This window comes from Xanthomonas arboricola pv. populi (genome assembly GCF_002939945.1).
Lineage (GTDB): Bacteria > Pseudomonadota > Gammaproteobacteria > Xanthomonadales > Xanthomonadaceae > Xanthomonas > Xanthomonas arboricola_A.
On record NZ_MDEB01000001.1, the window covers coordinates 110,072 to 136,418 of the forward strand.

Sequence of the window (26,347 nt, forward strand, 5' to 3'; positions counted from 1 at the left end):
CCAACGGCAGCGCCGCCCTGGCGGCGGGTGCGGTGCGATCGACCGCGTAACGCACTCAGGCCGACGGCCCCAGCACCTCGTGCAGCTTTGCGCTGAACTCGCCCAGCGTGAACGGCTTGGCGATCATGCTCATGCCTTCGGCAAGAAACTCGCCGCGATCGCGCGCGGTTTCCGCATAGCCGGTCATGAAGATCACCGGCAGATCCCCCCGCGACTGCCGCGCGATCTCTGCCAGCTGGCGCCCGTTGAGTCCGGGCAGGCCGACGTCGGTCACCAGCAGATCGATGCGCCGCTGTGAGGCCAGGATCGGCAGCGCCGCATCGGCGTCGGCGACCACGTCGGCCTCATAGCCCAACTCGTTGAGCAGCTCGGTCACCAGCAGCCGCACCTGTTCGTCGTCTTCCACCACCAGCACCTGCTGGCCGCGCCCGGCCACCACCGCACCGGCTTGCGGTTGCGGCGACAGCGCCTGCGGATGGAGGCCGGCGGGCAGATACAGGCTCACCGTGGTGCCCTTTCCCAACGCGGACTCCACCCACACCTGCCCGTTGGACTGCTGCATGAAGCCGTAGATCATCGACATGCCCAGGCCGGTGCCCTGCCCGATCGGCTTGGTGGTGTAGAACGGCTCGAACACACGCTCCAGCACATCGGCGGGCATGCCGACGCCGCTGTCGGTCACCGACACCACCGCGTAATTGCCCGGCGCCAGCGTCACCCCGCGCCCGAGTTCCAGCGGCTGTCCTTCGACCTGCAACTGCCGGGTGGCGATGCGCAACTGCCCACCAGCGGGCATCGCATCGCGGGCATTGATCGCCAAATTGAGCAGCGCACTTTCCAGCTGGTTTTCGTCGACATACGCCTGCGGCAGGTCGGCCTGCAGATCGGTTTGCAGATGCACCGACTCGCCCAGCGTGCGCGCCAGCAACTCCTGCAGCGATACCACCAGATCGTTCAGATGCAGGTGCCGCGCTTCCAGCGATTGCCGGCGCGAAAACGCCAGCAGCCGTTGCGTCAGTGCGGCCGCGCGCAGGGCCGATGCCGACGCCACATCCAGAAAGCGGCCCAGGCCTTCGGTGCGGCCCTGATCGATGCGCAGGCGCGCCAGATCCAGCGCCGACAGGATGCCGGTCAGCATGTTGTTGAAGTCGTGTGCGATGCCGCCGGTCAGCTGTCCCACCGCTTCCATTTTCTGCGCCTGGCGCAATGCCGCTTCGCTGGACTCGCGCGCCAGCATCTGCTGCTGCAGCTCGGCGGTACGCTCGGCCACCTTGACCTCGAGCAGGCTGGCCTGCTGCTGGATCGATTCCAGCGCCAGCGCGCGCGCGGTGATGTCGGTGGCAAACACATGAAAGCCGTCCACCTTGCCGTCCGCATCCAGGCGCGGCATGTAGCGGATCTCGGCATCCCGCCGGCGCCCATCGGCATGCGGCCAACTCGCCTCCACCGTCAATGCCTGCCCGGCCAACACGGCTTCGATCCAGGCGCGACGCTCCTGCACCACCGCAGGCCCCACCACGTCCACCAATGGCTGTCCGATCACCTCGGCAGGCGGGATGCCAATCCAGTCTTCATACGAGCGGTTGGCAAAGCGGTACACCAGATCCTTGTCGATGAAGGCGATCAGCACCGGCAACGCGTCGGTGACGCGGCGCAGTTCGGCCTCGCTCGACATCAGTGCCGTCTTGCTTTCGGCCAACTGCGCCATCTGGTCACGGATCACGAACTGCTTCTGTCGCGATCGCAATGCGGTGGAAATCGCGCTCAGCAACGACGACGAACTCAGCGGCCGTTCCAGCTCGATGACATTGGTCACGTCCGGCGGCAGCGTGGCCTGGCGCCCGCCGTGGGTGCCGCGTGGTGCACGCAGCAGCACGAACGGAATATCCGACCATGCGGCCTGGCTCCGTAGGATCTGCGAGAGCCGCTGCAGATCGCCGCCGACCGCCTCCTCGGTCAGCACCACCACACCCGAGGCATCGAGCAGGTCGTCCGCCAGCGCAGCCAGCGAACCATACACCCGGCGCGTCAGTCCGCGCTGTCCGACGATGCCGGCAATGCTCTCCGCATCGCGGCCGAACGGGGCGATGATGTGGACGATGGATCCATCCGGGTCACAGGTAGTCAAGTGGACGATCCAGCAATGGCGTGTCGTCCCCAACGAAATGCGGCGTCCCGGTCAACACGCCGTGGAATTTCTCCAGCGGCTCGCTCAGATGAATACCGCTCGTTCCGATGCGCAACTCGCGGATCGAATCCTCATGCGCGCCACTGCGGTTCTTGATCACCGACAAGGCCTTGCGGATGCGCCCTTGCGCTTCGAAGAAGCGGAACAGGATGACGGTATCGGCCATGTAGGAGATGTTGAGGTTGCCGGTGGACATCGTACCGACCAGACCGTGCTGCGGATTGACCAGGAAAGTGGTCACGCCGCTCTGGTTGAGGTATGAGAGCAGCTCGTGCATCTGCAGCATCAACTGCTTTTCCTGCGGCATCGAGGTGAGATAGCCGTTGAGGCTGTCGATCACCAGCACGCGGCAGTCGCGCTCTTCCACACTGGCGCGCACCGCCCAGGCGAACTCGCCCGGGGTCAGTTCGGCCGGATCCATCTGATGCAGTTCCAGCAGGCCCGCGTCCAGATACTTGCGCAGATCCATGCCCAGACTCTCGGCACGCGTCAGCAAGGTGCCGGTGCGCTCGTCGAACTCCAGGATGCAGCAATGTTCGCCGCGCGCGCAGGCGGCGGTCACGTACTGCAGCGCGATATTGGTCTTGCCCGAACCGGCGGGCCCGGTCAACAGCGTACTGGTACCGCGCAGCGGCCCACCGTGCAACAGCGCATCGATGCGCTCCACGCCACTGGACACCGCATCGCCAATGAACGGCACGTGGTGATCGGAGGCGATCAGACGCGGATAGATCCGCATGCCGCCGGTGGTGATGGTGATGTCGTGATAGCCGGCGATGAAATCCACGCCGCGCAGTTTCTGCACCTGCATGCGCCGACGCGCCGCACCAAAATCCAGCGTCATGCGTTCCAGAGAAATCACTCCATGGCACAGGCTGTGCAGATGCGCATCGCGTTCGCCGTTCTCGCCGGTGAGGTCATCGACCAGAAACACGGTGATGTTGCGCGGCGCAAAGAACTGCTTGAGCGACAGCACCTGACGCCGGTAGCGCAGCGAATCCTGTGCCAGCAGCCGCAACTCGGATAACGAGTCGAACACCACACGCGTCGGCTTGACCCGATCCACCTCGGCCTGGATCAGCTTGATGGTGCCGTCCAGCTCCATTTCCCAAGGGTGCAGAATGGACTGCTGGCGTCCATCGCCCAGAAACGCCTCGGCCGATGCCAGCTCGAAGATATGCAGCGCCTCCAGCGACCAGTCGTGCGAGGTGGCCACTTCGTTGAGCTCGTCGATGGTCTCCGACAAGGTCACATACAGGCAGCTCTCGCCCCTGGCAGCGCCATCGAGCAGGAACTGCAGCGACGCGGTAGTCTTGCCCGAACCCGGCTGGCCTTCCAGCAAGTAGAGGCGATTGGGCGGCAGGCCGCCGCGCAGGATGGTATCAAGCCCTGTCGTACCAGTCGTAATACGGTTCGCGATCATCGGCTTCAGATTCCCCATAGACCCAAATTTATCACGGGCGCGTCATGCACCGCTGCGCGTCCGTGAATCGATCAGCTTGCTTGGCGCGACCTGAGCGCCCGCGATACCGGCGCCGTGTCGTGACCGATGCCGCGCTTTATGGCAGTTCCGACACATTCGTCACGCGCGCGGGCGTAGCGTCGCACTCGAAGTGCATCGCATGGTTGCGATCGATCGAGGACAGCGGTGAATCACGCATCATGCAACGCCCGTATCTTGTTGGTCGAAGACGACGATGCCATTCGTGCGATGACAGCAGATATCCTGGGTGACGAGGGCTACCAGGTCACCGCGTCGTCGGATGCCGAGCAGGCACTGCAACATCTCAATCAGGCCAGCCCGTTCGATCTGCTGCTCTCCGATATCTGCCTGCCGGGCATGAACGGGCGCGACCTTGCAGACAACGCACGCCGGTTGTATCCCGCGCTGCCGATTGTGTTCATGACCGGCTACGCCGGCTCCATTGCCAGGCGCGCGGACTTTCTGGATACCGGCATGCGCCTGTTGACCAAGCCGTTTTCGCTACGCGATCTGCTGGGCATCGTGCAGACCGCGCTGTAAGTACCCCGACCGAGCCGCCGCGACGCCTGCACGCACGCTTCAGTGCGATTTGCGCTCGAGCAATTGCGCGACGCGGCGCTCCAGGTCCACTGCCAGAAAAGGCTTGGTCAGCACCTCCATGCCCTCCTCCAGTTGCCCGGCGCCCACGGCAGCGGTTGCCGCGTAACCGGTGACGAACAGCACCGGCAGCGCCGGCCGGTACTGCCGGCCCGCGTCGGCGACCTGACGTCCGTTCAACCCGCCGGTCAGGCCGACGTCGGTCACCAGCAGATCGATCGCCTCCTGCGAGCGCAGGCGTTCCACCGCTGCGCTGCCTTCGGCGGTCTCGATGACGCGGTAGCCCGCTTCGCCCAGCACTTCGGACATCAGCACGCGGATCGCGGTTTCATCTTCCACCAGCAGCACCGTGCAGCTCTGCGCCGCCGAGCGCTGCGGTTGCTCGGTCGCCGGCACCACCTCGTCCTGTGCCAGCACGCCATGGAAGCGCGGCAGGTACAACGCCATGGTGGTGCCAACGCCCACCTCCGAGTCGATCCGCACGTGCCCGCCCGACTGGCGGGTGAATCCGTAGATCATCGACAGCCCCAGACCGGTGCCCTGCCCGATCGGCTTGGTGGTGAAAAACGGCTCGAAGACCTTGGACATCACATCGGCGCTCATGCCGGTGCCGGTGTCCTGCACGCTCAGGCACACGTACTCGCCGATCGGCAGATCCAGCTGCTGGGCGGCGCCGGCCTCCACCACCCGGTTGGCGATACCGATCGTCAGCTCGCCGCCATCGGGCATCGCATCGCGCGCATTGATACACAGGTTCAGCAGCGCATTTTCCAGCTGTGGCGCGTCCACCAGCACTTTCCAGGCGTCGGTTGCATCACGCAGCTGCAAGGCAATCGACGGCCCCAGCGTGCGCGCGATGATGTCGTGCATGCCATGCACCAGCGCCTGCACCTCAAGCGCGGTGGGCGCCAGTGTCTGCCTGCGCGAAAACGCCAGCAGCCGCTGGGTCAACGCGGTGGCACGCGCGGCGCTGGATTGGGCCATCTCCACATAGCGTTCCAGACGGTCGTACTTGCCCTGTTCGATCCGCGTCTGCAACAGCTCCAGGCCGACGCTGATCGCCGTCAGCAGATTGTTGAAGTCGTGCGCCAACCCACCGGTCAGCTGGCCGACCGCCTCCATCTTCTGACTCTGGCGCAGCTTCTCTTCGGCCAGCAACAGGGCCGCGCTGCGTTCGCGCACGCGCTCTTCCAGCGTTTCGGTCAGCTGGCGCAGCTGTTGTTCGGCCAGCCGCTTGTCGGTGATGTCGGCAGCCGTGCCGAACCACTCCACGATCTGCTCGCGCTCGTCCAGCAAGGGGATCGCGCGCATCAGGGTCCAGCCCACCCGCTGATCGGCATCCAGCACGCGATATTCCAGATCCAGCCCGGTCTTGTTGATGATCGAATGCGCAATGGCTTCGGACAGCCGCGCGCGATCGTCCGGGTGCACCATCTCCTGCTGCCAGTTCAAGCTCGACGAGAGCGCATCGCTCAGCGCCCCCTCGCCAACCAGTTGGCGAAGCTCGCGCCAATCGGCCGTGGCCGAAAAGATCGATTGCGAGGACGCGCGCACCAACGCATCCAGCCGGCGCTCGCTCTTGCGCAAGGCTTCGCTGGCCAGCCGCTCGGCGGTACGGTCGCGCAACACCTTGACAAAGCCGATCGCCGCACCGGTTTCGTCGCGCAGCACCATCAGCGAACCATTCGCCCAGAAACGTTGACCGGACTTGCGCACATGCCAGCGCTCGTCCATGCCGCTGCCGCTTTCCAGCGCCGCTGCCGCCTCGATCAGGATCTGCCGGCGCTCTACATCTTCCGGCGTGAAGGTGCGCTCCAGCGACTGGCCCAGCATCTCGGCCTCGCTCCAGCCCAGAATGCGCTGTGCGCCCTCGTTCCAGGACGTCACCAACCCGTGCAGATCGGTGGCGATGATCGCGTAGTCCATCACGCTGTCCAGGATCTGCCGGTTGCGCACCTCCGCCTCGCGCACCGCGCGTTCCAGGCCAATGCGATCGGTGATGTCCAGGCCCTGCACGAAGATGCCGGAGACGGTGCCGTCGGCGCCGGCGATCGGCTGGTAGACCAGATCCAGCAGGCGCCGCTCCACCGCGCCGCCCGGCTCGACCTGCACGTTGTACGCCAGCGCATTGGCCGCATAGGCGCGCCCGGACTGATACACCTCGTCCAGGCGACGCAGATGCCCCTGCTCGACCAGATCGGGCAAGGCCTCGGCCAGTGGCTTGCCGATCACGTCGCGGTGGCCGATCAGGCGCGAATAGCACGGGTTGGCAAATTCCAATCGATGCTGCGGACCGCTCAGGAACGCCATGAACATCGGCGCCTGCTCGAACAACCGGATCAGCCGCTCGTGCTCATCGGCAAGACGGTTTTGCGCCACCTTGCGGTCTGTGACTTCGTTGGTGACGCAGAACGCGCCTCCCACACGCCCATCGTCCAGATAAATCGGCGAGAACGAGAACGTCCACCAAGTGTCTTCAGGCGTGCCATAGCGGTTCATGCCGATCGGCACTTCCTCGAAGCGCGAGGCGCTCCCCGCGAACGCGGCCTCGATCGGCGCGCGCACCGCCTCCCACGCATCGGCCCACAGTTCCTGCAGCGGCGCACCCAGCGCATGCGGCTGCCGCGGCCCTAGAATCGGCGCATATGCATCGTTGTAGAAAAAGGTCAGCGCATCGCCCCACACCACATACATGCTTTCCGGCGAGCCGAGCATCAGGCTGACGGCATTGCGCAGCGGCGACGGCCACTGCGCACTCGGCCCCAGCGATGTTGCGGCCCAGTCGTATACACGCACGGCCTGCGCCATGGCGCTGTCGCCATAAGGAAACGGCGCGTTCATGCGGCGCCCGGGCACGCTGCCGTCCAGCGGCAGTCGTCATGCGTCCAATGCGCGACATGGTGCGCGGCCAACCTACCAATCACCCAACCAAGCATCTTTGACGAACCATTGAAGAGAAACCAGGGGCCAACGCCGCGCATCGCTGTTGACAGGATCGCACATGCCGCCATGCCGGCCTGACCTGCCACCAACGCCATCCGGCGTCGCCGTTGGCGCCCTGCGCGGCGTGCAGCGCCCGCCTACGTTACAACACTCACGTGACGATGCCTGCGCACTGCGCGCCGCCCCACCACGGCGCGCGTTGCTGCACGGCAGCCGGCATGGACCCCTCGCCGCGGCGCGCAGGCGATACCTGTGGTGGGCGCGCCCGGATAAAATCGCCAGCTGGCCGAAAGGCGTGGCACGGTGATGCAGATGCAGGATCGCGACGTACTCATTCACCCTCTGGCTGCGCTGGCACCGGGGTATCTGGCCAACCATGCCGCGCGGGTCTTCAATCGTCTGGTGGATGCGCAACTGCGGCCGCATGGCATGTCGCTGGCACTGATCGGGCCGATCATGCTGCTGTCCTGGAAAGGGCCGATGCTGCAACGCGACCTGGTGATCGCCTCGGCAGTGAAGCAGCCGGCAATGGTGGCGCTGCTGGACAAGCTGGAGGGCCTGAAGCTGATCAAGCGCTCCCCGACGCCGCAGGACCGCCGCGCCGCGGTGGTCTCGCTCACGCCCCGCGGGCGCAGGATCGCCGAGATCGGCGGCAAGATACTGATCGATCTGAATGCCGATGCGCTGAAAGACTTCTCCTCCGAGGAGGCGCAGCAGACTGTCGCGTTCATGCAGCGCCTGATCGCCAACCTGGAGCAGCGCGACCAGGACATGTAATATCACTCCTGATATTTATTCTTTCGGGTGATCTGTCATGCCGCGTCGCATCCTCATCACCGGCGCAAGCGTCGCCGGCAACACCGTGGCCTGGGCGCTCGCCCAGCAGGGGTTCGACGTGACCATCGTCGAGCAGGCTGAACAATTTCGCGATGGCGGTCAGAACATCGACGTGCGCGGCGTCGGCCGCGCGGTCCTGCAGCGCATGGGGCTGGAGCAGGCCGCACTCGATCACGGCACCGGCGAGGAAGGCACCGCCTGGGTCGACGAAGACGGCCATGCGGTGGCGACCTTCAAGACCGACGACATCGACGGCGATGGCCCGACCGCCGAACTGGAAATCCTGCGCGGCGACCTCGCCCGCCTGCTCTACGAGGCGGCCCGCCAGAAAGCCGAGTATCGGTTCGGCGACCGCATTGCCAGCATCGACGACGACGGCAATGCTGCCACCGTCCGCTTCCAGAGCGGACACAGCGACCGCTTCGATGCCGTCATCGTCGCCGAAGGGGTCGGCTCGGCCACACGCGAGCTGGTGTTCCCCGACGAGAACGACCCGCGCTGGATGGATCTGACCATCGCCTACTTCACCATCGCACGCACCGCCGACGATGACCGCCTGTGGCGCTGGTATCACACCACCGGCGGGCGCAGCATCTCGTTGCGTCCGGACCGGCACGGCACCACACGCGCCATGCTCTCGCTGCAGAAAGCCTCCGAGGGCGAGCAAGACTGGGACGTGGCGACCCAGAAGGCCTATCTGCGCGAACGCTTCGCCGATGCAGGCTGGCAGGCTGCGCGGGTGCTGGACGGCATGGACAGCACCGACGATTTCTATTTCGACGCCTTGCGCCAGGTGCGCATGCCGCGCTGGCACGCCGGCCGCGTCGTGCTGACCGGCGACGCCGCCTGGTGCGCAACGCCGTTGGCCGGTATCGGCGCCACCCTGGCGGTCACCGGCGGCCATGTTCTGGCCAACGAGATCGCACGCGCCGAGACGCTGGAACAGGCCTTTGCCGCCTACGCCGACGCCATGCGGCCGATGGTCGAACAAGGCCAGGGCGTGCCGAAGATCGGCCCACGGCTGATGAATCCGCACAGCCGGCTCGGCATCCAGCTGCTGCACGGCGCACTGAAATTCGCCAGCCAACCCAGCATCCAGAACATCGCCGCCAAGCTGATGACGCCGTCGATGAAGGCGCCGGACCTGTCGCGCTATGACTGAACTCAAAGAGATCGGCGGCTGTACTGCGGTGGCGGCACGATGCGTGCTGGCATCGACGCCCGCAAAGGGCCGCAGCTCCCTTGCAGCGGCCGTCTCCCCGCCCGAGAACCCACCGAGCTGAATCGGCTTATCTCCGGGCGCTGATGGGCACCACAGCGCGGCTCTGCAGCCGTACCCGGTGGCTTGCAACTTCGACCACTCTGGCCTGGCGCCAGCGCGAAGCCAACCGTGGATGAATCGCTCCGGGCAGGTGGTTTCATTTCCGATGACCGAAGCCGCTAACGAACACGTCGAGACATCCTTCGTGCAGCGGTCACGCTGCTGACGCCATCGGTGTCCCGGGCGCATCGCCTCCCAGCTTTTGCTGGGATTCTCCCCGCTCTGATCACCGATCGAACTCCCTATGCCCCTGCTTTCGAATCTGCGTATCGGTCAGCGCCTGGCCCTCGGCTTCCTCGCGATCATTGTCCTGATGGTGATCCTCACCATCGTCGGCATCCAGCGCGTGCGCAGCATCGACCAGCAGCTCACCGCCATCAACGAGGTCAACAGCGTCAAGCAACGCTATGCGATCAACTTCCGCGGCAGCGTGCACGACCGCGCGATCGCCCTGCGCGATGTCGTGCTGGTGAACGACCCGGCAGACCGGCACACGGCAGAACAGTCGATCGACAAGCTCGCCGCGGACTACGCACGCTCCGCACAGCCGCTGGACGACATGATCGCGGCCTCAACCGACGCAGAAGAAAAGGCCATCCTCCAGCGGATCAAGGCCATCGAGCAGCGCACCATGCCGTTGATCGCGCAGGTGCGCGCGTTCCGCGGTGGCGACGACAAGCCGCATGCCGAACAACGCCTGCTACAGCAGGCGCGCCCCGCCTTCGTCGCCTGGCTGGCCAGCATCAACGCCTTCATCGATCTGCAGGAAGCCAAGAACCGCGCGGCTGCCAAAGATGCGGTGACCACCGCGCGTGGCTTTGCGATGCTGATGGTGGTCTCCACCGTCATCGCCTTGCTGCTGGGTGCAACGATTGCGTTGTTGCTGACCCGTAGCGTGGTACTGCCCTTGCGGCAGTCGCTGCGGCTGGCAGAGCGCATCAACGACGGCGATCTGCGCAGCCAGGACCAGCCCACCAGCAAGGACGAATCCGGCCAGCTGCTGCGCGCCATGCAGCAGATGCAGCGGCGCCTGCAGGACGTGATCTCCGCCCAACGCAGCATGGCGGCCCGCCACGATGCCGGCGAGATCAGCTATCGCACCGATGCCCAGCAGTTTCCCGGGGAATACGGGCACATGGTGCAGGACACCAACGCACTGGTGCATGCGCACGTGCAGACCCAGCTGCGCATGACCGAGGTCATGGGCAGCTATGCCGTCGGCGACCTGGCCCCCGAAATCGAGCAATACCCTGGCGAAAAGGCCGCCATCACCGCCACCATGCAGCAGGTCAAGCAGAACCTGAGCGCCATCAACACGCAGATCCAGCAGCTCACCCAGGCTGCGTGCGCCGGCAACTTCGCGCTGCGCGGCCAGCCGGAAAAGTTCGAACACGACTTCCGCCTGATGGTCGAAAACCTCAACACCATGATGGCCACATCCGATGCCAACCTGGCCAGGTTTTCCGACCTGCTGCGTTGCATCGCCGATGGCGATCTGACGGTGCGCATGACCGGCAACTTCCACGGTGTGTTCGCCTCCATGCGCGACGATGCCAACAGCACCGTGCATCGCCTGACCGACATCGTCACGCATATCCAGACCACCTCCAACAGCATCGGTTTTGCCGCCGAAGACATCGCCAGCGGCAACCAGGAACTGGCCCGCCGCAGCGAACAGCAGGCCGCCAGCCTGGAAGAAACCGCCGCCTCGATGGAAGAGCTGACCTCCACCGTCAAACAGAATGCCGAGCACGCCGGCCGCGCCAATCAGCTCGCGCTGGGCGCCGCCGCCATCGCCTCGGAAGGACGCGATGCGGTCGGCCAGGTCATCGAACAGATGTCCGGCATCGAGGCTTCATCCAGGCGTATCGCCGACATCATCTCGGTCATCGACGGCATCGCCTTCCAGACCAATATCCTGGCCCTCAATGCCGCCGTCGAGGCCGCACGCGCCGGCGAACAAGGCCGCGGTTTCGCCGTGGTCGCCTCGGAAGTGCGCACCCTCTCGCATCGCTCATCGGACGCCGCCAAGGAAATCAAACACCTGATCGACGACTCCGTGCAACGCGTCGCCGACGGTGCAACGCTGGTGCACAAGGCCGGCACCACCATGGGCGACGTCGTCACCAGCGTCCAGCACGTCACCGACATCATGGGCCACATCTCCGCCGCCTCGCTGGAACAGGCCGGCGGCATCGAACAGGTCAATCGGACCATCGCCCAGATGGACGAAACCACCCAACAAAACGTCAGCCTTGTCGAAGCGGCAAGCACCGCCGCACGTTCGCTCGAAGCGCATTCGATGCAACTGACGCGGGCGGTCGAGGTGTTCAAGGTCAACGCGTCGGTGATCTGACTGACCGGGTAGCGCGACCACCTTCCGGTGATTCGGACCAGGACTGACTTGGGGCGATCGGTGATCCGCCAACCTGCGTTGCCTGGCTCCGGATTCCCGCTCGAGTGAGGGAGAACACAGTGGCAGCGGTCGCGTTGGGATTCCTGGACGAGGTGGATCAGCCACTGATGCGCTGGTTCACGAAAGCCTGGTTCGCCTGGTCACGCAGTGTCGTTCCCAGGTGCACAGATCAGTTGACTCGCCTTATCGCTGCCAGCGCTCGCGCACTGCTGGCGCTTGCGCGCGCGCACCATGGCGAAGTGACGCTACGTCACATTGAGACGCTGCATTACATTGACGTACTCACCACATCCGCGCAGAGCGCCGGGGACATCAGCTAGCATCTCTACAACACACGAGCATGACCGCCGCCATGGACCGTATCCGCCCCTTCCGTACGCAAGCGCTTGCAGCGCTTTGGGTCGTCTCGCTTGCCGCGTGCGCGGCGGCAGGCCCCGTCACCAGCCAGCCCATCGAAGGCCCTGTGCGGCTGGGAGAAATCGCAGCGGTCGATGGCCCCAAGGTACGTCCCGACCGCGTCATCGAAGACAGCCGTTGCCCGGCCGATGTGCAATGCGTCGTGGCGGGCTGGTTGATCGTCAGGGCAACCGTGCTCGGCGGCGGCTGGTCCAAACAGATCGATCTCACGTTTGGCGTTCCGGTGCCTGTGGCCGATGGCCAATTGACCTTGGTCGCCGCCACTCCCCCAGCAGCAGACTCAGCACCGGCCCCCGCATCCGACATCCGCTTCACCTTCAACTTCCAGGGCGGCCGTTAATCAAAGTACTTCAGACCCGAGACGATGCAGTACGAGCACGAGGCACTACAGGCGCCAACACCTCATCCAGCGCTGCGCGTAGCCGTTGAACCGAGGCGTAAGCTTCTTCGAGTTGCAACGCCGGCATGCGAAGCGTCCACCCAGTTGCCCAGGGTCTTGACCGACATGTCCAACTGCCGGGCGGCCTTGGCCCGACCGATGGGCTCGGCCAGGGCAATCGCCTGGGCCTTGAGGTCGTCCGTGTAGCGACGACGGGTAATACGTTGCGTGGAAACCTACAGGGGGCGATCAAACTATCGCTTCCTGGCGCCCGTTTCAGCGGGACAGGTTCAACATGCCCTATGGCACAGGACGCTTGTCGCTCGTGTTGTTACCGTTCGAGGACTTACTCGATCCTTCGTCCAGCATGTTTCAACAAGGCCACTCAAGCGCACATCCCCGCCCAGGCATTTCTGCACTGGGACATCCCTTGGCACGCATCGTAGCGATCGCAGTCATCCTCGCGCTGGTGCACTTCCGCTGGTTGCAGTTTCCCTGGCGTATGCCGCTGGTCGGCGCATTAGGGATCGCGTTGGTTTGGCTCGAAACACGCTCGCTTAGTGCCTGCGGACTGCAGCGCCAGCGAGTTCGCGCCTGGTTCGGCTGGACGCTGCTGCTGCTCGCGCTCGTCATCGGCTTCATCAACCCGTTCGTGCAACCGCTGCTGGATGCTCTGACCGGGACCAAGGCCGACTACAGCGGCTACGGTGCACTGCTTGGCAACTTCAACGCTGCCGCCCACCTGGCAGGCGGCGCCTGGCTCAGCGCCGCGCTTGGCGAGGAACTGGTCTTCCGTGCCTTCTTGATGCACCACCTAGATCACTTGCTGGGCCGCTATCGTGGAGGAAACGTGATGGCGGCAGTGGCAGGGGGAGCACTATTTGGCGCGATGCACCTTAGCCAAGGCATCTCGGGGGTGCTGCTGACCGGGCTTGTCGGCGCGTTGTTTGGCTATGTCTATCTGCGATCAGGACGTAACCTCTGGGCGATGATCCTGGCGCATGGCTTGGTCGATACCTGGGGCATTGCGACGTTGTATCTGGGTTGGTACTAGCAAGTACCCACCATGATCCGCTTGCTCCGGTGCCTGACTGCCAGGACATGCCTGGCACGTTGTCCGCGGATGCTGTGGGATAACGACTTGCCCTCCCTACCCTACATGACCAGATAGTCCAGACATGACCACTGATAGCGTGCTCTCAATCGTTCAAGCACAGCTGGAGGCCTACAACGCCAAAGATATGGATGCGTTGCTGGCTACCTATGCTGACGATGCCGAGCATTACACCTTGCACGGGCCACGGCTGGCAAAGGGGCATGCCATGCTTCGCGAGCGGTTTCTCGCCCGTTTTCAAGAGCCGGACCTGCATGCGCGGCTCGTGTCGCGAATCGTCGTCGGCAGCATCGTCGCCGACTCGGAGCTCATCACCCGCAACTTTCCTGACGGGATCAGCCTTGTTGAGATGCTCTGCATCTACGAAGTGGTCGATGGAAAAATCCAAAAAGCCTCATTCGCTACGGGCTCACGCATTGGCAACGCATCTACTCCATGAAACGTCCCAGGTGCTCGGTGCGTGCCGAGCACCTTTCCGGCTGAGCGCGGAAAAGCCATTGAACGCATTCTGGTTTCCAGCGCACCACCCTGCTTCTCGGCAACACCAAGTTGCAGGGTGGCGCAGCGTTATGCAGCCAATGCGAGCTTCGCTTTGACACCGACGCTGCGTGAGCTGCTGGCAACACTCTCCACCAGCGCGGTCGCCTGATCTTCGAGTGCACGGGCCGACGATGCCATGGTGTCAACGAGCGCGGAATTTTGCTGTGTCGCTGCATCCATCTGGGAAATGGTCTGATTGATCTGCTCGATGCCGGCGCTCTGCTCGTGACTGGCCGCCGCGATGCCACTCATGATGTCGTTGACCTGCCTCACCGAGGAAAGCAGCTCTTCCATGGCCTTGCCCGCCACGTTGACCTGCTCCGCTCCCTGGCCCACCTTCGCACCCGAATCGGCGATCAGGTCGCGGATCTCCTTGGCGGCCATGGTGCAGCGCTGAGCAAGGCTACGCACCTCGGAAGCAACGACCGCAAAGCCACGCCCCTGCTCGCCGGCCCGCGCCGCTTCCACAGCCGCGTTCAGCGCGAGGATATTGGTTTGAAACGCGATGCCGTCGATGACGGTGATGATTTCGCCGATCTTCCGCGATGACGCCTGGATCGCCGCCATTGTGCTGACGACACCATTGACCAGCTCGCCGCCGTGCAATGCGGTTTCTGCGGCCTTGCTCGCCAGAGAGTTGGCCTGACGCGCACCCTCAGCGTTCTTGCGAACGATGCTGGTCATTTCTTCCATGGAACTTGCAGTCTCCTCGAGGGCGGCCGCCTGCTGTTCCGTGCGCCGCGACAGGTCATCGTTGCTGCGCACAATATCGCCTGCCGCATGGCTGAGCGTGTTTGCCACCTCGCCCAGCTGACGTCCGGCTTCCACGTCCATCAATGCTCCAACCGCACGCAATGGCGTGCCATCTGCGGCCCGCTTGGTCAGACCGCGTGCGCGGAACCATCGGTACTGGCCGTTCTTGAGCTGCAGGCGATACTCGATATCGAAGTTGGTGCGGCCACTGCGGTCGTTCAAATGCGCTGCGAACGCATTCAGAGAACGCTCCTTGTCTTCCGGGTGAAGCCGCGACGCCCAGCTATCCAGCACATTGGGAAACTCCTGCTCGGATTCGAAGCCAAGCAGGTGGCGGAACTGCTGGGACCACCAGAACTCGTTGTTCGGATTGATCGGGTCACCCGCGATCACGCTCATGTCCCACAAGCCATCGCTGAGCATCTGTGAGCCGAGTTCGAAGCGGGTCAGGGTGATATCGAGGAACTGGTCCCGTTCACGGCGCTCGGTGATATCGGTGAGCGAACCCGCCACACGGAGCGGTAAGCCTTGCGCATCGCGCTCGGTCGTGCCGAATGCCCGGAACCAGCGGTACTCACCGGACTTCAAACGCAAGCGATTTTCCACGTCGTAGGGAGTCCGACCACTGCGATCGGCAAGGTGTGCCGCAAAGGCATCCAGCGTCGGCTGCTTGTCGTCCGGGTGCAGGCACGCGACCCAACTGTCCAGGACGTTGGGAAAATCCTGTTCAGAGGCAAAGCCCAGCAGCCGACGCATCTGCGGCGACCACCACACAGGGCTGTCGGGATGACTGGGATCACCGGCAATGACACCAATATCCCAAAGACCGTCAGTCGTACCGCTGGCGACCAGCTCGAAGCGGCCCTCCAGATGGCGTAACGCGATCGTTGCGTCTTCCGCCCGGGCCTTGGCCAGATCGCGCTCCTGTTGCGCCGCGTACAAGGACTCGGCCAGCTTCTTGAGAAGCAGCGCCGGCCCGTTGTTCGGCCACTGCGCAGTGCCGCCATTCAACGTGGCATCAACCGCTTTGGTCAGCGTGTCCACCTTGTGGCTGTCGGAGAAGAACATAGCGACCTCTGCTGCTTGCGTTGGGGATGCGTCCCTAACGGCGGCGATCTGCCTTTCTTGATAGTCCCTTGTCGATCCAACAGTCTGGGTGAGTCGAGCATTCAGCTGGACACGAGCAGCAGTCCTGGTGGATCGGGCCTGCCGTCTGCTACTCCTTGCCAAACGGGGCGGCTCCGGGGGCACTGCGGCCCGCGGAGACAGACATGCTGCACGACACGGGCAAGCAGCGAGGACGGCTACACGCCGGCCGGCTCGTGGATCGGGCAGCGGTTGAACTCGGCGCGGAACCGGCGCGAAGCTGCCATCACGATACGGCGCGCCCGGTTGAGGGCGCCTAGCGGCCGGTGGGCCGCTAACGCATGCCACGGCGAGAAAGCGATGCGGTCTTCCAACTGCTGCGAGTTCTTTCCGTCCCAGCCGGCCTGGCGCTCGACGACCACACGCGCGACCGCCACAAAGGGGCTGATGGATTGCGGCCACTCTATCGACGCATCCTCAACCGGCATCTTTTCCACATCTCGACACAGTTGCACGCGCAGCTCCCACTCGGCCGGGCTGTCGAGGGTGCTGATGGCATGATGAACGGCCTCGCGCTGCGCGTCCTGGGAGTCGCCAACGTCCTGCCCATCCAGTTCAACAAGATTGCTGGATACAGGCGCAAGCGAGAACTTGGCGATGTAACGCCCGTAGAGAAACGGTACCTGCGAGAAAAACGTCTCGCCCAGTGGATGAATTTGCGGCTGTCCGCCCATCTGCTTGATGCTGCCGCTTCCCCCGCCGATCTTTTCAAGGCTGTTCTCCACCCCCCGGAGCACTTTCGAAAGTGCCGCCTTGGCACGTGGCGCCTTTTCAGTGGTGGTCGCAAGAATGCGGAAATTACGCAAAAACCCTTCAGGGCCCGGAGTGGTGAAGGAAGGGCCGTTGACCATCAAGAAATCCTGACTGTGCTTTTCGTCTCCCCCCTCGACGCGCTCACCAATCACACCCAACACCTTCAACGCCAAGGCACGCGGAGTTGAGACAGCATCGCTCAATTGTTCGGCAGGTGGCGATGACAGACGGATATACGCATCGTATTGCCCGGGCCCTGCGAACAAGCCTTGTCGTAGCTCTTCAGGAAGATCGTTGAATACGGTGAGTCTGGCGGTAAACAGGCCCTGCCCTTTCGCGTGGACTGCGCGGTGCGCATGCCCCTCCTTCTCAGCCACGGTCGTTGCCATGTCAACGAACAACGATTCCAGGGAACGAATGGTTTCCTGCTCACTGACGCTGGGCGTTTCCAGATCGGGGCGGTATTCGACGGGCGCGTTCATGCGTTTCCTGGCGTGATGGCTGGTGAGGCCAATGTGCTACGCCCGCTGTTTACGCTACGTCGAAGCCGAGGAGACTCAGCTGTCGAGGCCGCACGCCTACTCCGCCCTGCCCTTGCAACGGCAACAGCTAACAGGCAGGCGATCCAGCTCAAGACATATGGCGGAGAGAGTGGGATTCGAACCCACGGAAGGTTTGACCCTTCGCCGGTTTTCAAGACCGGTGCCTTAAACCGCTCGGCCATCTCTCCGATGCTGCCTTGCGTGATCACCGAAGGCATCGGGTGATCACGCTTGCGCCACGCGCGGTGCGGGTGACGTATGTCGATAGACGCTGCGTTTCGACAGATGCTGCCTTGCGCGGTGCCATCGACCCAGGATTGCTCCCGGGCGCGCATTCTCGCATGCCCGGGCGCGCTTTGCTAAGCGCTGCTGCCTTGCTGGGTTGCAAATCTCTGCCAAGCGGCTCGGCTTTACTGCATCACACAGCGCTGCTGAAGCGACGTCGCGCTGCTGCGCCGACATCGACGACCAAGCACAGCGCTCAGCCGGCTTCGGCCACGGCCAGACGCGGTGCAGTTGCAGCCGCACGCTTGAGCTTTTCGGCCAGCTCGGCGCAGTTGCCGCCGCAATCCAGACGCGAGCGTTCGATTTCCTGCGGCAGGTGTTCGGCCAGGAAGTCGATGAACACCCGCACCGCCGGCAGCAGGCCGCGGCGCGAGGCGAATACCGCGTGGCAGATGCCCTGCGGCAGCGACCAGTGCGGCAGCACCACTTCCAGCTCGCCGCTGCGCACTGCCTGGGCGCACACGGTTTCCGGCAGCATGGTGATGCCGAAGCCATCGCGTGCCATCGACTGCAGCAGCGGGAAATCGAAACCGGCCAGACGCGGCTGCAGGTCAACGCGGCGCATCTCGCCGTTGGGGCCGTGCAGCTCCCAGCGCTGGTGCGCTTCGTCTTCGCTGGTGCTCATGGTGGTGTGGTTGGCCAGCTCGCTCGGGTCCTTGGGGCGCCCGGCACGGTCCAGATATTTGGGGCTGGCCACCAGCAACTCCTGCACCTGGCCGAAGCTGCGCATCACCAGGCTGCCGTCGTCGTCCAGGCGCGAGCGCACGCGCAGCGCGATGTCGTAGCCTTCGTTGATGACGTCGACGCGGCGATTGCTGATGTTGAGCTGCAGCCGCACCTTGGGATACTTGGCCAGGAATTCCGGCAACAGCTTGGGCAACTGGATCTGTGCCAGCGAAACCGGAACGCTCACGCGCACGAGACCGCGCGGCTCGGCGCTGAGACGGTCCACCACCTCGCGCGCGGCCTGGGCTTCGGCCAGCATGGTCTGCGCGTGCCGATGCACGCTGGTACCGACGTCGGTGACCGCGAAGCGGCGCGTGGAGCGCTGCAGCAGGCGCACGCCCAGGTCGGTCTCGAGCTGGCTGATACGGCGGCTCAGGCGCGACTTGGGGATCCCGAGCGCACGCTCGGCTGCGGCAAAGCCGCCGTGGTCCACCACCATCGCGAAGTAATACAGGTCATTCAGGTCGTGCATGGCGCATGCATCCATGGATAGAACGATAAGTGACATTTAATCACCTTTATCCCAACAGAGCAACGACCCGATACACCAGAAATGTAGTTCCGTGCAGCCAGATATCGAACTCCTGCGCACGCAGCTCCATCGTTTTGCCCCGGCAACGCGCGGCAACCAGCGCAGGTAGCGCTCGTAAGATCCGCCAGGGTCGTCCAAACGATGCAACAAGCCGTCCACCTCGGGAATGCAAACGGGGCCAGTAATGGCCCCGTTTCCGTTCAATGTTTTGTCAATCACGCCACCGCACATCTGGCAACCACGCAGCCGCGTTGGCGACAGTGCTTAAAGTGGCTGACCAACGTCGCCAGCGTTCGCCAGTCGAGATTGCCTACGCGCTCAGAATCGAACATGAAAGATGCACGCAAATTCCACGCATCGGCCGCGCCCGCCTGGCGGCAGCGCGACAAGCTCGCTGACCTCTCCTACCCGATCCGTTCGATCCCGCCCATGTACGGACGCAGCGCCTCGGGTACATCGATCGAGCCATCGGCGTTCTGGTAGTTCTCCATCACCGCGATCATTGCACGGCCCACCGCGGTGCCGGAGCCGTTGAGCGTGTGCAGCAGCTCCGGCTTGCCGCTGGCCGGGTTACGCCAGCGCGCCTGCATGCGCCGCGCCTGGAAATCGCCGCAATTCGAGCACGACGAAATCTCGCGATAGGTGTCCTGCGAGGGTAGCCACACTTCCAGATCGTAGGTCTTGATCGCAGAAAAGCCCATGTCGCCGGTGCACAGCAGCACCTTGCGGTACGGCAGGCCGAGTTTTTCCAACACCACTTCGGCGCAACGCGTCATGCGCTGATGTTCGGCATCGCTGTATTCCGGCGCGCAGGCGGTGACCAGCTCCACTTTTTCGAACTGGTGCTGGCGGATCATGCCGCGCGTGTCGCGGCCGCCGCTGCCGGCTTCGGCACGGAAGCACATCGAGTGGGCGGTCATGCGCAGCGGCAGACGCTCGGCATCGACGATCTCCTCGCGCACGATATTGGTCAGCGGCACCTCGGAGGTAGGTATCAGATAGCGGCGCGATTCGCCCACCTCGGTCTGAAACAGATCGTCCTCGAACTTGGGCAACTGCCCGGTGCCACGCATCGACTCGGCATTGACCAGCAGCGGCACGTTGGTTTCTTCGTAGCCATGCTCGCCGACATGCAGGTCGAGCATGAATTGCGCCAGCGCGCGGTGCAGCCGCGCGACCGGCCCGCGCAACACGGTGAAGCGCGCGCCCGACAGCTTGGCGGCGGTTTCGCCGTCCAGCCAGCCGTGCGGCGCGCCGAGTTCCACATGGTCCTTGACCGGGAAATCGAACTGGCGCGGCGTGCCCCAGCGCGACTGCTCGACATTCTCGCTCTCGTCCTTGCCCTGCGGCACATCGTCGGCAGGCAGATTGGGCAGGCCCAGCGCGATGGTCTCCAGCTTGGCGCGGATCACTTCCAGCGCGTCTTCGGAGGCCTTGAGCTCATCGCCGAAACCGGCCACTTCGGCCATCAGCGCGCTGACATCCTCGCCTTTGGCCTTGGCCTGCCCGATCGCCTTGGATTTGGAATTGCGCTGACTCTGCAGCTCCTGCGTACGCACCTGGATGCGCTTGCGCTCGCTTTCCAGCGACTCCAGTTCCGCAGTGTCCAGGGAGAAACTGCGCGTGCTGCGCAGGCGCTCGGCAAGGTCGGCGGGATGTTGGCGAAGCAGGGCCGGATCTAGCATCGGGAGTCTGTGAGTCAGTGGGAGCGCGAGATTATCGCCTGTTCCGCCACCTGCTGCGATCGATTCACCGCCGCTATGCCAGAATTGGCCCGATCCTTCAGGTGAGCCCTATGCCCGCGCCCCGCCCTGCGTCCGATCGTCAGATCGTCCTGCGTTTGCCCCGCCACACACTGAAAATTGCCGGTATCGCCTTCGTTGCCGGCCTGTTGTTGTTCCTGCTGGTGTGGGCCACCGGCCGCAAGGACGACTTCTACAAGGCCTCGCCGGCCCAACCGGCTGCAGGTGCGCAAGCCGACGACAGCATCCAGCCGTTGCCCGCGCCGCTGCCGGCCCAGGACGGCGCCAGCGACATGCCGCAGGCCAAACCGCAGGAAGAAGCCCCAACGCTGGTGGAAACCGCGCCGCTAGCCCCGCCCGCGCCGACAGACGCGGTTCCCGGCGCGCCGGGCGCAGCACCGGCAAACGCCTCGGCAGCCGCAGGCGGAGATCGCCCGGTGCCGATGCAGGGCCAGATGCCGCCGCCGCGCTATCCCTCGGCTGCCCTGCGTCGCGGCGATGCCGGCGATGTGGTGGTGCGGGTGGACGTGGACGCAGCAGGAAACCCGGGCGGGGTGACGCTGGTTCAACGCAGCGGTTCGCGCGATCTGGACCGCGCCGCGATGGAAGCGGTGCGTCACTGGCGCTTCCATCCGGCCCAGCGCAACGGCCAGCCGATTGCCGGCAGCCTGGATATCCCGTTCGAGTTCAAGCCGGCGCAGTAAGCGCGGACGATAAGCCGCGTCGTGCGCACCGCAAACCGACGACGGCCGGACTGCCGCAATCGACGAACATCACTGCGCGTTAACCGGACAAAGCGGGTCGAACCAGACCCGGCGTCGGCTTGACCAAGCTGAATGTCTGCCGCCGTTTAAACCTTCCTGGGTGCCCTGCCTTAGCTGGGCCTCAGGCAGGGCCGACCAGACTGGCCACGTCATCCCAAAGATGTGCCAGGAGGCCGGCCATGTCCTTCATCACCGATCCCTCGTCACACCCCACGCAGGCATTGCCGCATCGGCCCGTGCACGCTGACGACCAGGTGCGCGACGACACTGTCGATGGCGCTTCGCCATGGCTGTGGGCGACCCTGCTGGCGGTGCTGGTGGTAGTGCCGACCTGGTGGTGGGCCCGACACAGCGACGAATCGTTTGCGACCGACACGCGCCCCGCGCCGGTGGCCAGTCGCCAGATCCTGCCGACATCGGAGGGCCCGCGTGCAATGACCATGATCGCGCACCCACCCGTGCGCGCGCCGATCAGCACCGAAGCAGCGATTCCGCTGCCGGGCAATGCGATGCCGAGCTATCCATCAGACATCGCGCACGCCGGGATCGAAGCTAGCCGCACCGCGCGCCTGCAGCTGGATGTGCAAGGCCAGGTGAGCGCTGTGACCATTGTCGATCGCAGCGGCAGCAACGACCCGCGTCTGGACGCAGCGGTGATGGACAGCTTGCGTCAGTGGCGTTTCGAGCCAGCCACCCGCGATGGCCATGCAGTCGTCAGTAGCGTGCAGGTGCCGGTGGAGTTCACCGCAGAGCGCTGAGTGGGATCATCGACAAAGTTGGATCGCAGTAGCGCCGTGCTAGCTGCGATGCGGCATCCGAGCGTCGACTGACAGGCGTTATCCACTCACGACGCTTTCGATCGAGCAGTCCTCAACCGGTAAGAGAACTGCCCGCCTTTCCTACCGAAGCCGTTTCGCTACTCAGGCCGTTTCGAGCCCGAAACCGGCACCCCGCGCCAGGTTGTCGAAGCCCGGGAACGAGGTTGCGACATTGGCCACATCGTTGACCCGCACGCTGCCGGTGGACAGCTGCCCGGCAATGGCAAACGCCATCGCGATGCGGTGGTCGCCATGGCTTTCGATCACGCCGCTGCCGATGCTGCCGCCATGAATGGTGGCGCCATCCGGGGTTTCGTCCACCTGCACGCCCAGCGCGCGCAGGCCGATGGCCATCGCTGCAAGGCGATCGGATTCCTTGACCCGCAACTCGGCAGCGCCGGTGACCACGGTCTGTCCAGTTGCGGCAGCAGCGGCCACAAACAGGGCCGGGAACTCGTCGATCATGTCCGGCACCAGCGCTTCGGGAATCTGCGCGCCCTGCAGCGGCGCATAGCGCACGCGCAGATCGGCCACCGGCTCGCCGCCATGCTCGGCATGCTGTTCTTCGGCGATATCCGCGCCCATCAGCCGGAGTGCCGCAAGCAGCCCGGTGCGACGTGGGTTCAGGCCCACCGCGCGCAACAGCACGTGCGAGCCGGGAATGATGCTGGCTGCCACGATGAAAAACGCCGCCGAGGAGAAATCTGCAGGCACCGCGATATCGGTGGCGCGCAGGCGCTGACCGCCGCGCAGCCGTGCATTGCCGGGCGAGAAATCGATCTCCACGCCGAACGCGGACAGCATGCGCTCGGTGTAATCGCGGGTGGGATGCGGCTCGGTAACCGAGGTTTCGCCCTGCGCATACAGACCTGCCAGCAACACGGCGGATTTGACCTGCGCGCTGGCGACCGGCGAAACGAAGTCGATACCGTGCAAGGCCTGACCGCCGTGCACACGCAGCGGCGGGGTGCCGTCGTCTTCGGTGTCGATGCGCGCGCCCATCTGTGCCAGCGGGCCGGTCACGCGCCGCATCGGGCGATTGGACAGCGACGCATCGCCGACCAACGTGCTATCGAAGCGTTGCGCCGCCAGCAGGCCGGCGAGCAGGCGCATGCCGGTGCCGGCGTTGCCACAATCCAGCGCCTGGCTGGGCGGCTGAAGACCATCCACCCCGACGCCGTGCACGATGCGCTGCGACGCCGACGGCGTGTCGATACGCACACCGAGCTGGGCGAAAATGGCCGCGGTGGAACGCGTGTCTTCGCCTTCGAGAAAGCCGTCGATCTGCGAGACGCCATCGGCCAATGCCGCAAACATCACTGCGCGATGCGAGACCGATTTGTCGCCGGGAATGGCCAGGCTGCCCTGCAATGCGTTGCCCTGCCGGGCGATCCAGTGGTGCGTGCTGCTGCTCATGCGTGTGATCCGATTGCTGCGGCATCGCCCTGTTGGGCGGTGCGCGTTGGAGAGTGTCGTGGCGCCGCAGTCACCTCGGCCGGTGACGGCGCGCCAGTCAGGACTGCGCTTGCGGGACGCCCGGCGCTCAGGGAATAGCGACCGGGTACGAGCCCAGCACCTTGATCTGCGCCGAGTGCGCTTCCAGTTCGGCCAGCGCCTGCTTCATCGCCTCGTCTTCCACGTGGCCGGCCAGGTCGATGAAGAAGCCGTATTCCCACTTGGCCTGATGCGAGGGACGCGACTCGATGCGGTTCATGCTGATGCCATGCCGCGCGAACGGGCTGAGCACGTCGAACAACGCACCCGGTTTGTCGTGGATGAACACCAGCACCGAGGTGCGGTCATGCCCGGAGGTGGGGAAGATCTGCCGGCCGATCACCAGAAAACGCGTGGTGTTGTCGTCGTCGTCTTCGATCGACTTCATGATGACTTTCTTCAAGCCGTACACATGCGCGGCGCTCTCGCCGCCGATTGCCGCGGCATCTTCGGCATTGCGGGCGCGGCGTGCGCCTTCGGCATTGCTGGAGACAGCGATCTTCTCGACCTTGGGCAGGTGCGAACGCAGCCAACCGGCGGTCTGCGCAAACGACTGCGAATGCGCATAGATGCGCTCGATGTCTTCCAGCCGGCCGTTGCGCGAGAGCAGGTACTGGTGCACGCGCAGCTCGACTTCGCCGCAGATTTTCAGATTGGAGGTCAGGAACATGTCCAGGGTGACCTGGATGGTGCCCTGGCCGGAATTTTCCACCGGCACCACGCCGAAATCGGCATTGCCGGCTTCCACTTCCTGGAAGACTTCCTCGATGGTGGCCATCGGCAGGCCGACTGCCGAACGGCCGAAGTGCTTGAGTACCGCCTGCTGGCTGAAGGTGCCTTCCGGGCCGAGATAGCCGATCTTCAACGGCTCCTGCTGGGCCAGGCACGCGGACATGATTTCGCGATACACGTGCACCAGCACTTCATCGCTGAGCGGGCCTTCGTTGCGGTCCACCACCATGCGCAGCACCTGCGCCTCGCGCTCGGGCCGGTAGTAATCCACCGCCGCGGCGAGCTTGCCCTTGGCCTTGCCGACCTGATGGGCGAAGTTGGCGCGTTCGGCGATCAACGCCTGGATGGTGCGGTCGATCTCGTCGATCTTGGCGCGCACATCGGCCAGCACCGGCGCCGCCGTGGCCGGCTTGATCGCGCGCTTGTCTGCAGCGTTGGCCGCAGCCTTGGCGGCGGACCTGCCTGCCGGTTTGGTCTTTCCGCCGGTGGCGGCACTGGGCTTGTTGGACTTGGGAGCCATCGCTCGGCATTCCTTGAAATTGCGGCGCGTGCGCCTGCGCGGCATGCGCCGCGGTCGAATGAAGACTCAGCCGTGACGCTGCTGGAAGTCGTGCATGAAGCTCGCCAGCGCCTGCGCACCCGCCACCGGCATCGCGTTGTAGAGCGAAGCGCGGATACCGCCGACCGCCTTGTGCCCCTTCAACGCCAGCAGGCCGGCCGCCCTGGATTCGCTGACGAACAAGGCATCCAGCTGCTCATCGGCCAGGAAGAACGGGATGTTCATGCGCGAGCGCACCGCAGGGGTGACCAGATTGCGGTAGAACCCGCCGGAGCCATCGATCGCGCCATACACCAGCGCGGCCTTTTCGGCGTTGCGGCGGGCGAACTCTTCCACCCCGCCCTGCTCCAGCATCCACTTCACAGTGAGTCCAAGCAGATACCAGTTCCAGGTCGGCGGTGTGTTGAGCATCGAATCGCGGGCAGCATGCGAGGCGTAATTGAAGATGTCCGCGCGCGGCTGACCGGTGCGTTCGAGCAGGTCGCGCCGCACGATCAGTACCGAGATACCGACCGGGCCCAGATTCTTCTGCGCGCCGGCATAGATCAGCCCGTAGCGGGACACATCCAGCGGTTCGGAGGCGATCGACGAACTGAAATCGGCAAACAGCGGCAACGTGCCCACCGCCGGCGTATCGCGGAATTCGACGCCGTGGATGGTCTCGTTGGCGGTGATGTGTACGTAGGCCGAGTGCGGTGACAAGGTCCAGCTGGCCACCGGCGGAATGTCGGTGAAGCCGCCCGCCTGGCCGTCTGCGGCGATGCGCGCATCCACATAGGTGGCCGCCTGCTTGATCGCGGTCTTGCCCCAGTGGCCGGTGATCACGTAGTCGGCGGCCTGGCCGGGTGCGGCGAAATTCAGCGGCAGCAGCGCCTGGATGGTCGTGGCGCCACCGGCGGTGAACAGCACCGCGTACTCGTCGGGAATCGACAACAGGGTGCGCAGATCGGCTTCCGCCGCGGCCGCCACGGCCATGAAATCGGCGCTGCGGTGGCTGATTTCCACGATCGAGGCGCCGACGCCGTTCCATTCGATCATCTCTTCCTGCGCCTGGCGCAGGACCGATTCCGGCAATGTCGCAGGGCCGGCACTGAAATTGAACGCGCGTGTCATGGCACACCTTGTCGAGCTAGCCTTCTAGTATGCCGCAGCGCACCGGCCTTGGCAGCGCTGCAGAAAAGTTGCATGTGCATCCTTCTCACCCGCATCGACGTATGGTTCGCGTAGGCCATCGGCAGCGCCATCACCGTGGTCCGTTATTCTCAT

General features: G+C 64.6%; 20 protein-coding genes and 1 tRNA gene. 9 read left to right on the top strand and 12 right to left on the bottom strand.

What is annotated here, in order from left to right; all coding sequences use genetic code 11:
* Positions 1 to 55: 55 nt before the first annotated feature.
* Positions 56 to 2,128, bottom strand: coding sequence for a PAS domain-containing sensor histidine kinase (locus XaplCFBP3123_RS00535; RefSeq protein WP_104532350.1), 2,073 nt, complete (start codon positions 2,126 to 2,128; stop codon positions 56 to 58).
* Positions 2,115 to 3,629 (bottom strand): ATPase domain-containing protein, encoded by a 1,515-nt coding sequence (locus XaplCFBP3123_RS00540; protein ID WP_104532351.1) that lies wholly within the window; start codon positions 3,627 to 3,629, stop codon positions 2,115 to 2,117. Before XaplCFBP3123_RS00540 ends, XaplCFBP3123_RS00535 begins: the two co-directional genes overlap by 14 nt.
* Positions 3,630 to 3,866: 237 nt before the next feature.
* Between XaplCFBP3123_RS00540 and XaplCFBP3123_RS00545 the strand changes: the two genes are divergently transcribed.
* The gene (locus XaplCFBP3123_RS00545; RefSeq protein WP_104532352.1) at positions 3,867 to 4,211 is read left to right on the top strand and encodes a response regulator; all 345 of its coding nucleotides are present in this window, start codon (positions 3,867 to 3,869) and stop codon (positions 4,209 to 4,211) included.
* A 39-nt stretch (positions 4,212 to 4,250) separates the two neighbouring features.
* On the opposite strand, the gene XaplCFBP3123_RS00550 is transcribed toward XaplCFBP3123_RS00545, so the two are convergent.
* The gene (locus XaplCFBP3123_RS00550; protein ID WP_104532353.1) at positions 4,251 to 7,109 is read right to left on the bottom strand and encodes a hybrid sensor histidine kinase/response regulator; all 2,859 of its coding nucleotides are present in this window, start codon (positions 7,107 to 7,109) and stop codon (positions 4,251 to 4,253) included.
* 414 nt (positions 7,110 to 7,523) lie between these two features.
* Between XaplCFBP3123_RS00550 and XaplCFBP3123_RS00555 the strand changes: the two genes are divergently transcribed.
* The 4 genes from XaplCFBP3123_RS00555 (at position 7,524) to XaplCFBP3123_RS00575 (ending at position 12,542) form a co-directional block, all read left to right on the top strand.
* On the top strand, positions 7,524 to 7,988 hold the full coding sequence (locus XaplCFBP3123_RS00555; RefSeq protein WP_104533216.1) for a MarR family winged helix-turn-helix transcriptional regulator: 465 nt from the start codon (positions 7,524 to 7,526) through the stop codon (positions 7,986 to 7,988).
* Between the two features lie 37 nt (positions 7,989 to 8,025).
* Positions 8,026 to 9,210, top strand: coding sequence for an FAD-dependent monooxygenase (locus XaplCFBP3123_RS00560; protein ID WP_104532354.1), 1,185 nt, complete (start codon positions 8,026 to 8,028; stop codon positions 9,208 to 9,210).
* A gap of 403 nt (positions 9,211 to 9,613) precedes the next feature.
* The gene (locus XaplCFBP3123_RS00565) at positions 9,614 to 11,725 is read left to right on the top strand and encodes a methyl-accepting chemotaxis protein (protein WP_104532355.1); all 2,112 of its coding nucleotides are present in this window, start codon (positions 9,614 to 9,616) and stop codon (positions 11,723 to 11,725) included.
* A 400-nt stretch (positions 11,726 to 12,125) separates the two neighbouring features.
* The gene (locus tag XaplCFBP3123_RS00575; protein ID WP_104532357.1) at positions 12,126 to 12,542 is read left to right on the top strand and encodes a hypothetical protein; all 417 of its coding nucleotides are present in this window, start codon (positions 12,126 to 12,128) and stop codon (positions 12,540 to 12,542) included.
* A 62-nt stretch (positions 12,543 to 12,604) separates the two neighbouring features.
* Here the strand turns inward: XaplCFBP3123_RS00575 and XaplCFBP3123_RS21620 are convergent, their stop codons facing one another.
* Positions 12,605 to 12,802 (bottom strand): transposase, encoded by a 198-nt coding sequence (locus tag XaplCFBP3123_RS21620; RefSeq protein ID WP_301182387.1) that lies wholly within the window; start codon positions 12,800 to 12,802, stop codon positions 12,605 to 12,607.
* Positions 12,803 to 13,083: 281 nt separating this feature from the next.
* Between XaplCFBP3123_RS21620 and XaplCFBP3123_RS00585 the strand changes: the two genes are divergently transcribed.
* On the top strand, positions 13,084 to 13,635 hold the full coding sequence (locus tag XaplCFBP3123_RS00585) for a CPBP family intramembrane glutamic endopeptidase (RefSeq protein ID WP_104533217.1): 552 nt from the start codon (positions 13,084 to 13,086) through the stop codon (positions 13,633 to 13,635).
* Positions 13,636 to 13,759: 124 nt separating this feature from the next.
* Entirely contained in the window at positions 13,760 to 14,134 is a 375-nt protein-coding gene (locus XaplCFBP3123_RS00590; protein ID WP_104532358.1) for a nuclear transport factor 2 family protein, read from the top strand.
* A 128-nt stretch (positions 14,135 to 14,262) separates the two neighbouring features.
* Here the strand turns inward: XaplCFBP3123_RS00590 and XaplCFBP3123_RS00595 are convergent, their stop codons facing one another.
* The 5 genes from XaplCFBP3123_RS00595 to serS all read right to left on the bottom strand — a co-directional run bounded on the left by XaplCFBP3123_RS00595 (position 14,263) and on the right by serS (position 20,657).
* Positions 14,263 to 16,056, bottom strand: coding sequence for a methyl-accepting chemotaxis protein (locus XaplCFBP3123_RS00595; RefSeq protein ID WP_104532359.1), 1,794 nt, complete (start codon positions 16,054 to 16,056; stop codon positions 14,263 to 14,265).
* Between the two features lie 236 nt (positions 16,057 to 16,292).
* Positions 16,293 to 17,369 (bottom strand): catalase family protein, encoded by a 1,077-nt coding sequence (locus XaplCFBP3123_RS00600; protein ID WP_104532360.1) that lies wholly within the window; start codon positions 17,367 to 17,369, stop codon positions 16,293 to 16,295.
* 158 nt (positions 17,370 to 17,527) lie between these two features.
* A tRNA-Ser gene (locus tag XaplCFBP3123_RS00605) sits at positions 17,528 to 17,617 on the bottom strand.
* Positions 17,618 to 17,910: 293 nt separating this feature from the next.
* The gene (locus XaplCFBP3123_RS00610) at positions 17,911 to 18,927 is read right to left on the bottom strand and encodes a LysR family transcriptional regulator (RefSeq protein WP_016903391.1); all 1,017 of its coding nucleotides are present in this window, start codon (positions 18,925 to 18,927) and stop codon (positions 17,911 to 17,913) included.
* A gap of 449 nt (positions 18,928 to 19,376) precedes the next feature.
* Entirely contained in the window at positions 19,377 to 20,657 is a 1,281-nt protein-coding gene (gene serS, locus XaplCFBP3123_RS00615) for a serine--tRNA ligase (RefSeq protein ID WP_104532361.1), read from the bottom strand.
* A gap of 110 nt (positions 20,658 to 20,767) precedes the next feature.
* Between serS and XaplCFBP3123_RS00620 the strand changes: the two genes are divergently transcribed.
* A complete protein-coding gene (locus XaplCFBP3123_RS00620) occupies positions 20,768 to 21,418 on the top strand; it encodes an energy transducer TonB (protein ID WP_172453027.1) in 651 nt (216 codons plus the stop codon).
* A gap of 239 nt (positions 21,419 to 21,657) precedes the next feature.
* The gene (locus XaplCFBP3123_RS00625; RefSeq protein WP_104532363.1) at positions 21,658 to 22,236 is read left to right on the top strand and encodes an energy transducer TonB; all 579 of its coding nucleotides are present in this window, start codon (positions 21,658 to 21,660) and stop codon (positions 22,234 to 22,236) included.
* A gap of 162 nt (positions 22,237 to 22,398) precedes the next feature.
* On the opposite strand, the gene aroA is transcribed toward XaplCFBP3123_RS00625, so the two are convergent.
* The 3 genes from aroA to serC all read right to left on the bottom strand — a co-directional run bounded on the left by aroA (position 22,399) and on the right by serC (position 26,194).
* Positions 22,399 to 23,712: a 3-phosphoshikimate 1-carboxyvinyltransferase gene (gene aroA, locus XaplCFBP3123_RS00630; protein WP_104532364.1), complete on the bottom strand. Its 1,314-nt coding sequence runs from the start codon at positions 23,710 to 23,712 to the stop codon at positions 22,399 to 22,401.
* 127 nt (positions 23,713 to 23,839) lie between these two features.
* Complete coding sequence (pheA, locus tag XaplCFBP3123_RS00635) at positions 23,840 to 25,042, bottom strand: prephenate dehydratase (protein ID WP_104533218.1); 1,203 nt, start codon at positions 25,040 to 25,042, stop codon at positions 23,840 to 23,842.
* A gap of 66 nt (positions 25,043 to 25,108) precedes the next feature.
* Positions 25,109 to 26,194 (bottom strand): phosphoserine transaminase, encoded by a 1,086-nt coding sequence (gene serC, locus XaplCFBP3123_RS00640; protein WP_104532365.1) that lies wholly within the window; start codon positions 26,192 to 26,194, stop codon positions 25,109 to 25,111.
* Positions 26,195 to 26,347: the final 153 nt, after the last annotated feature.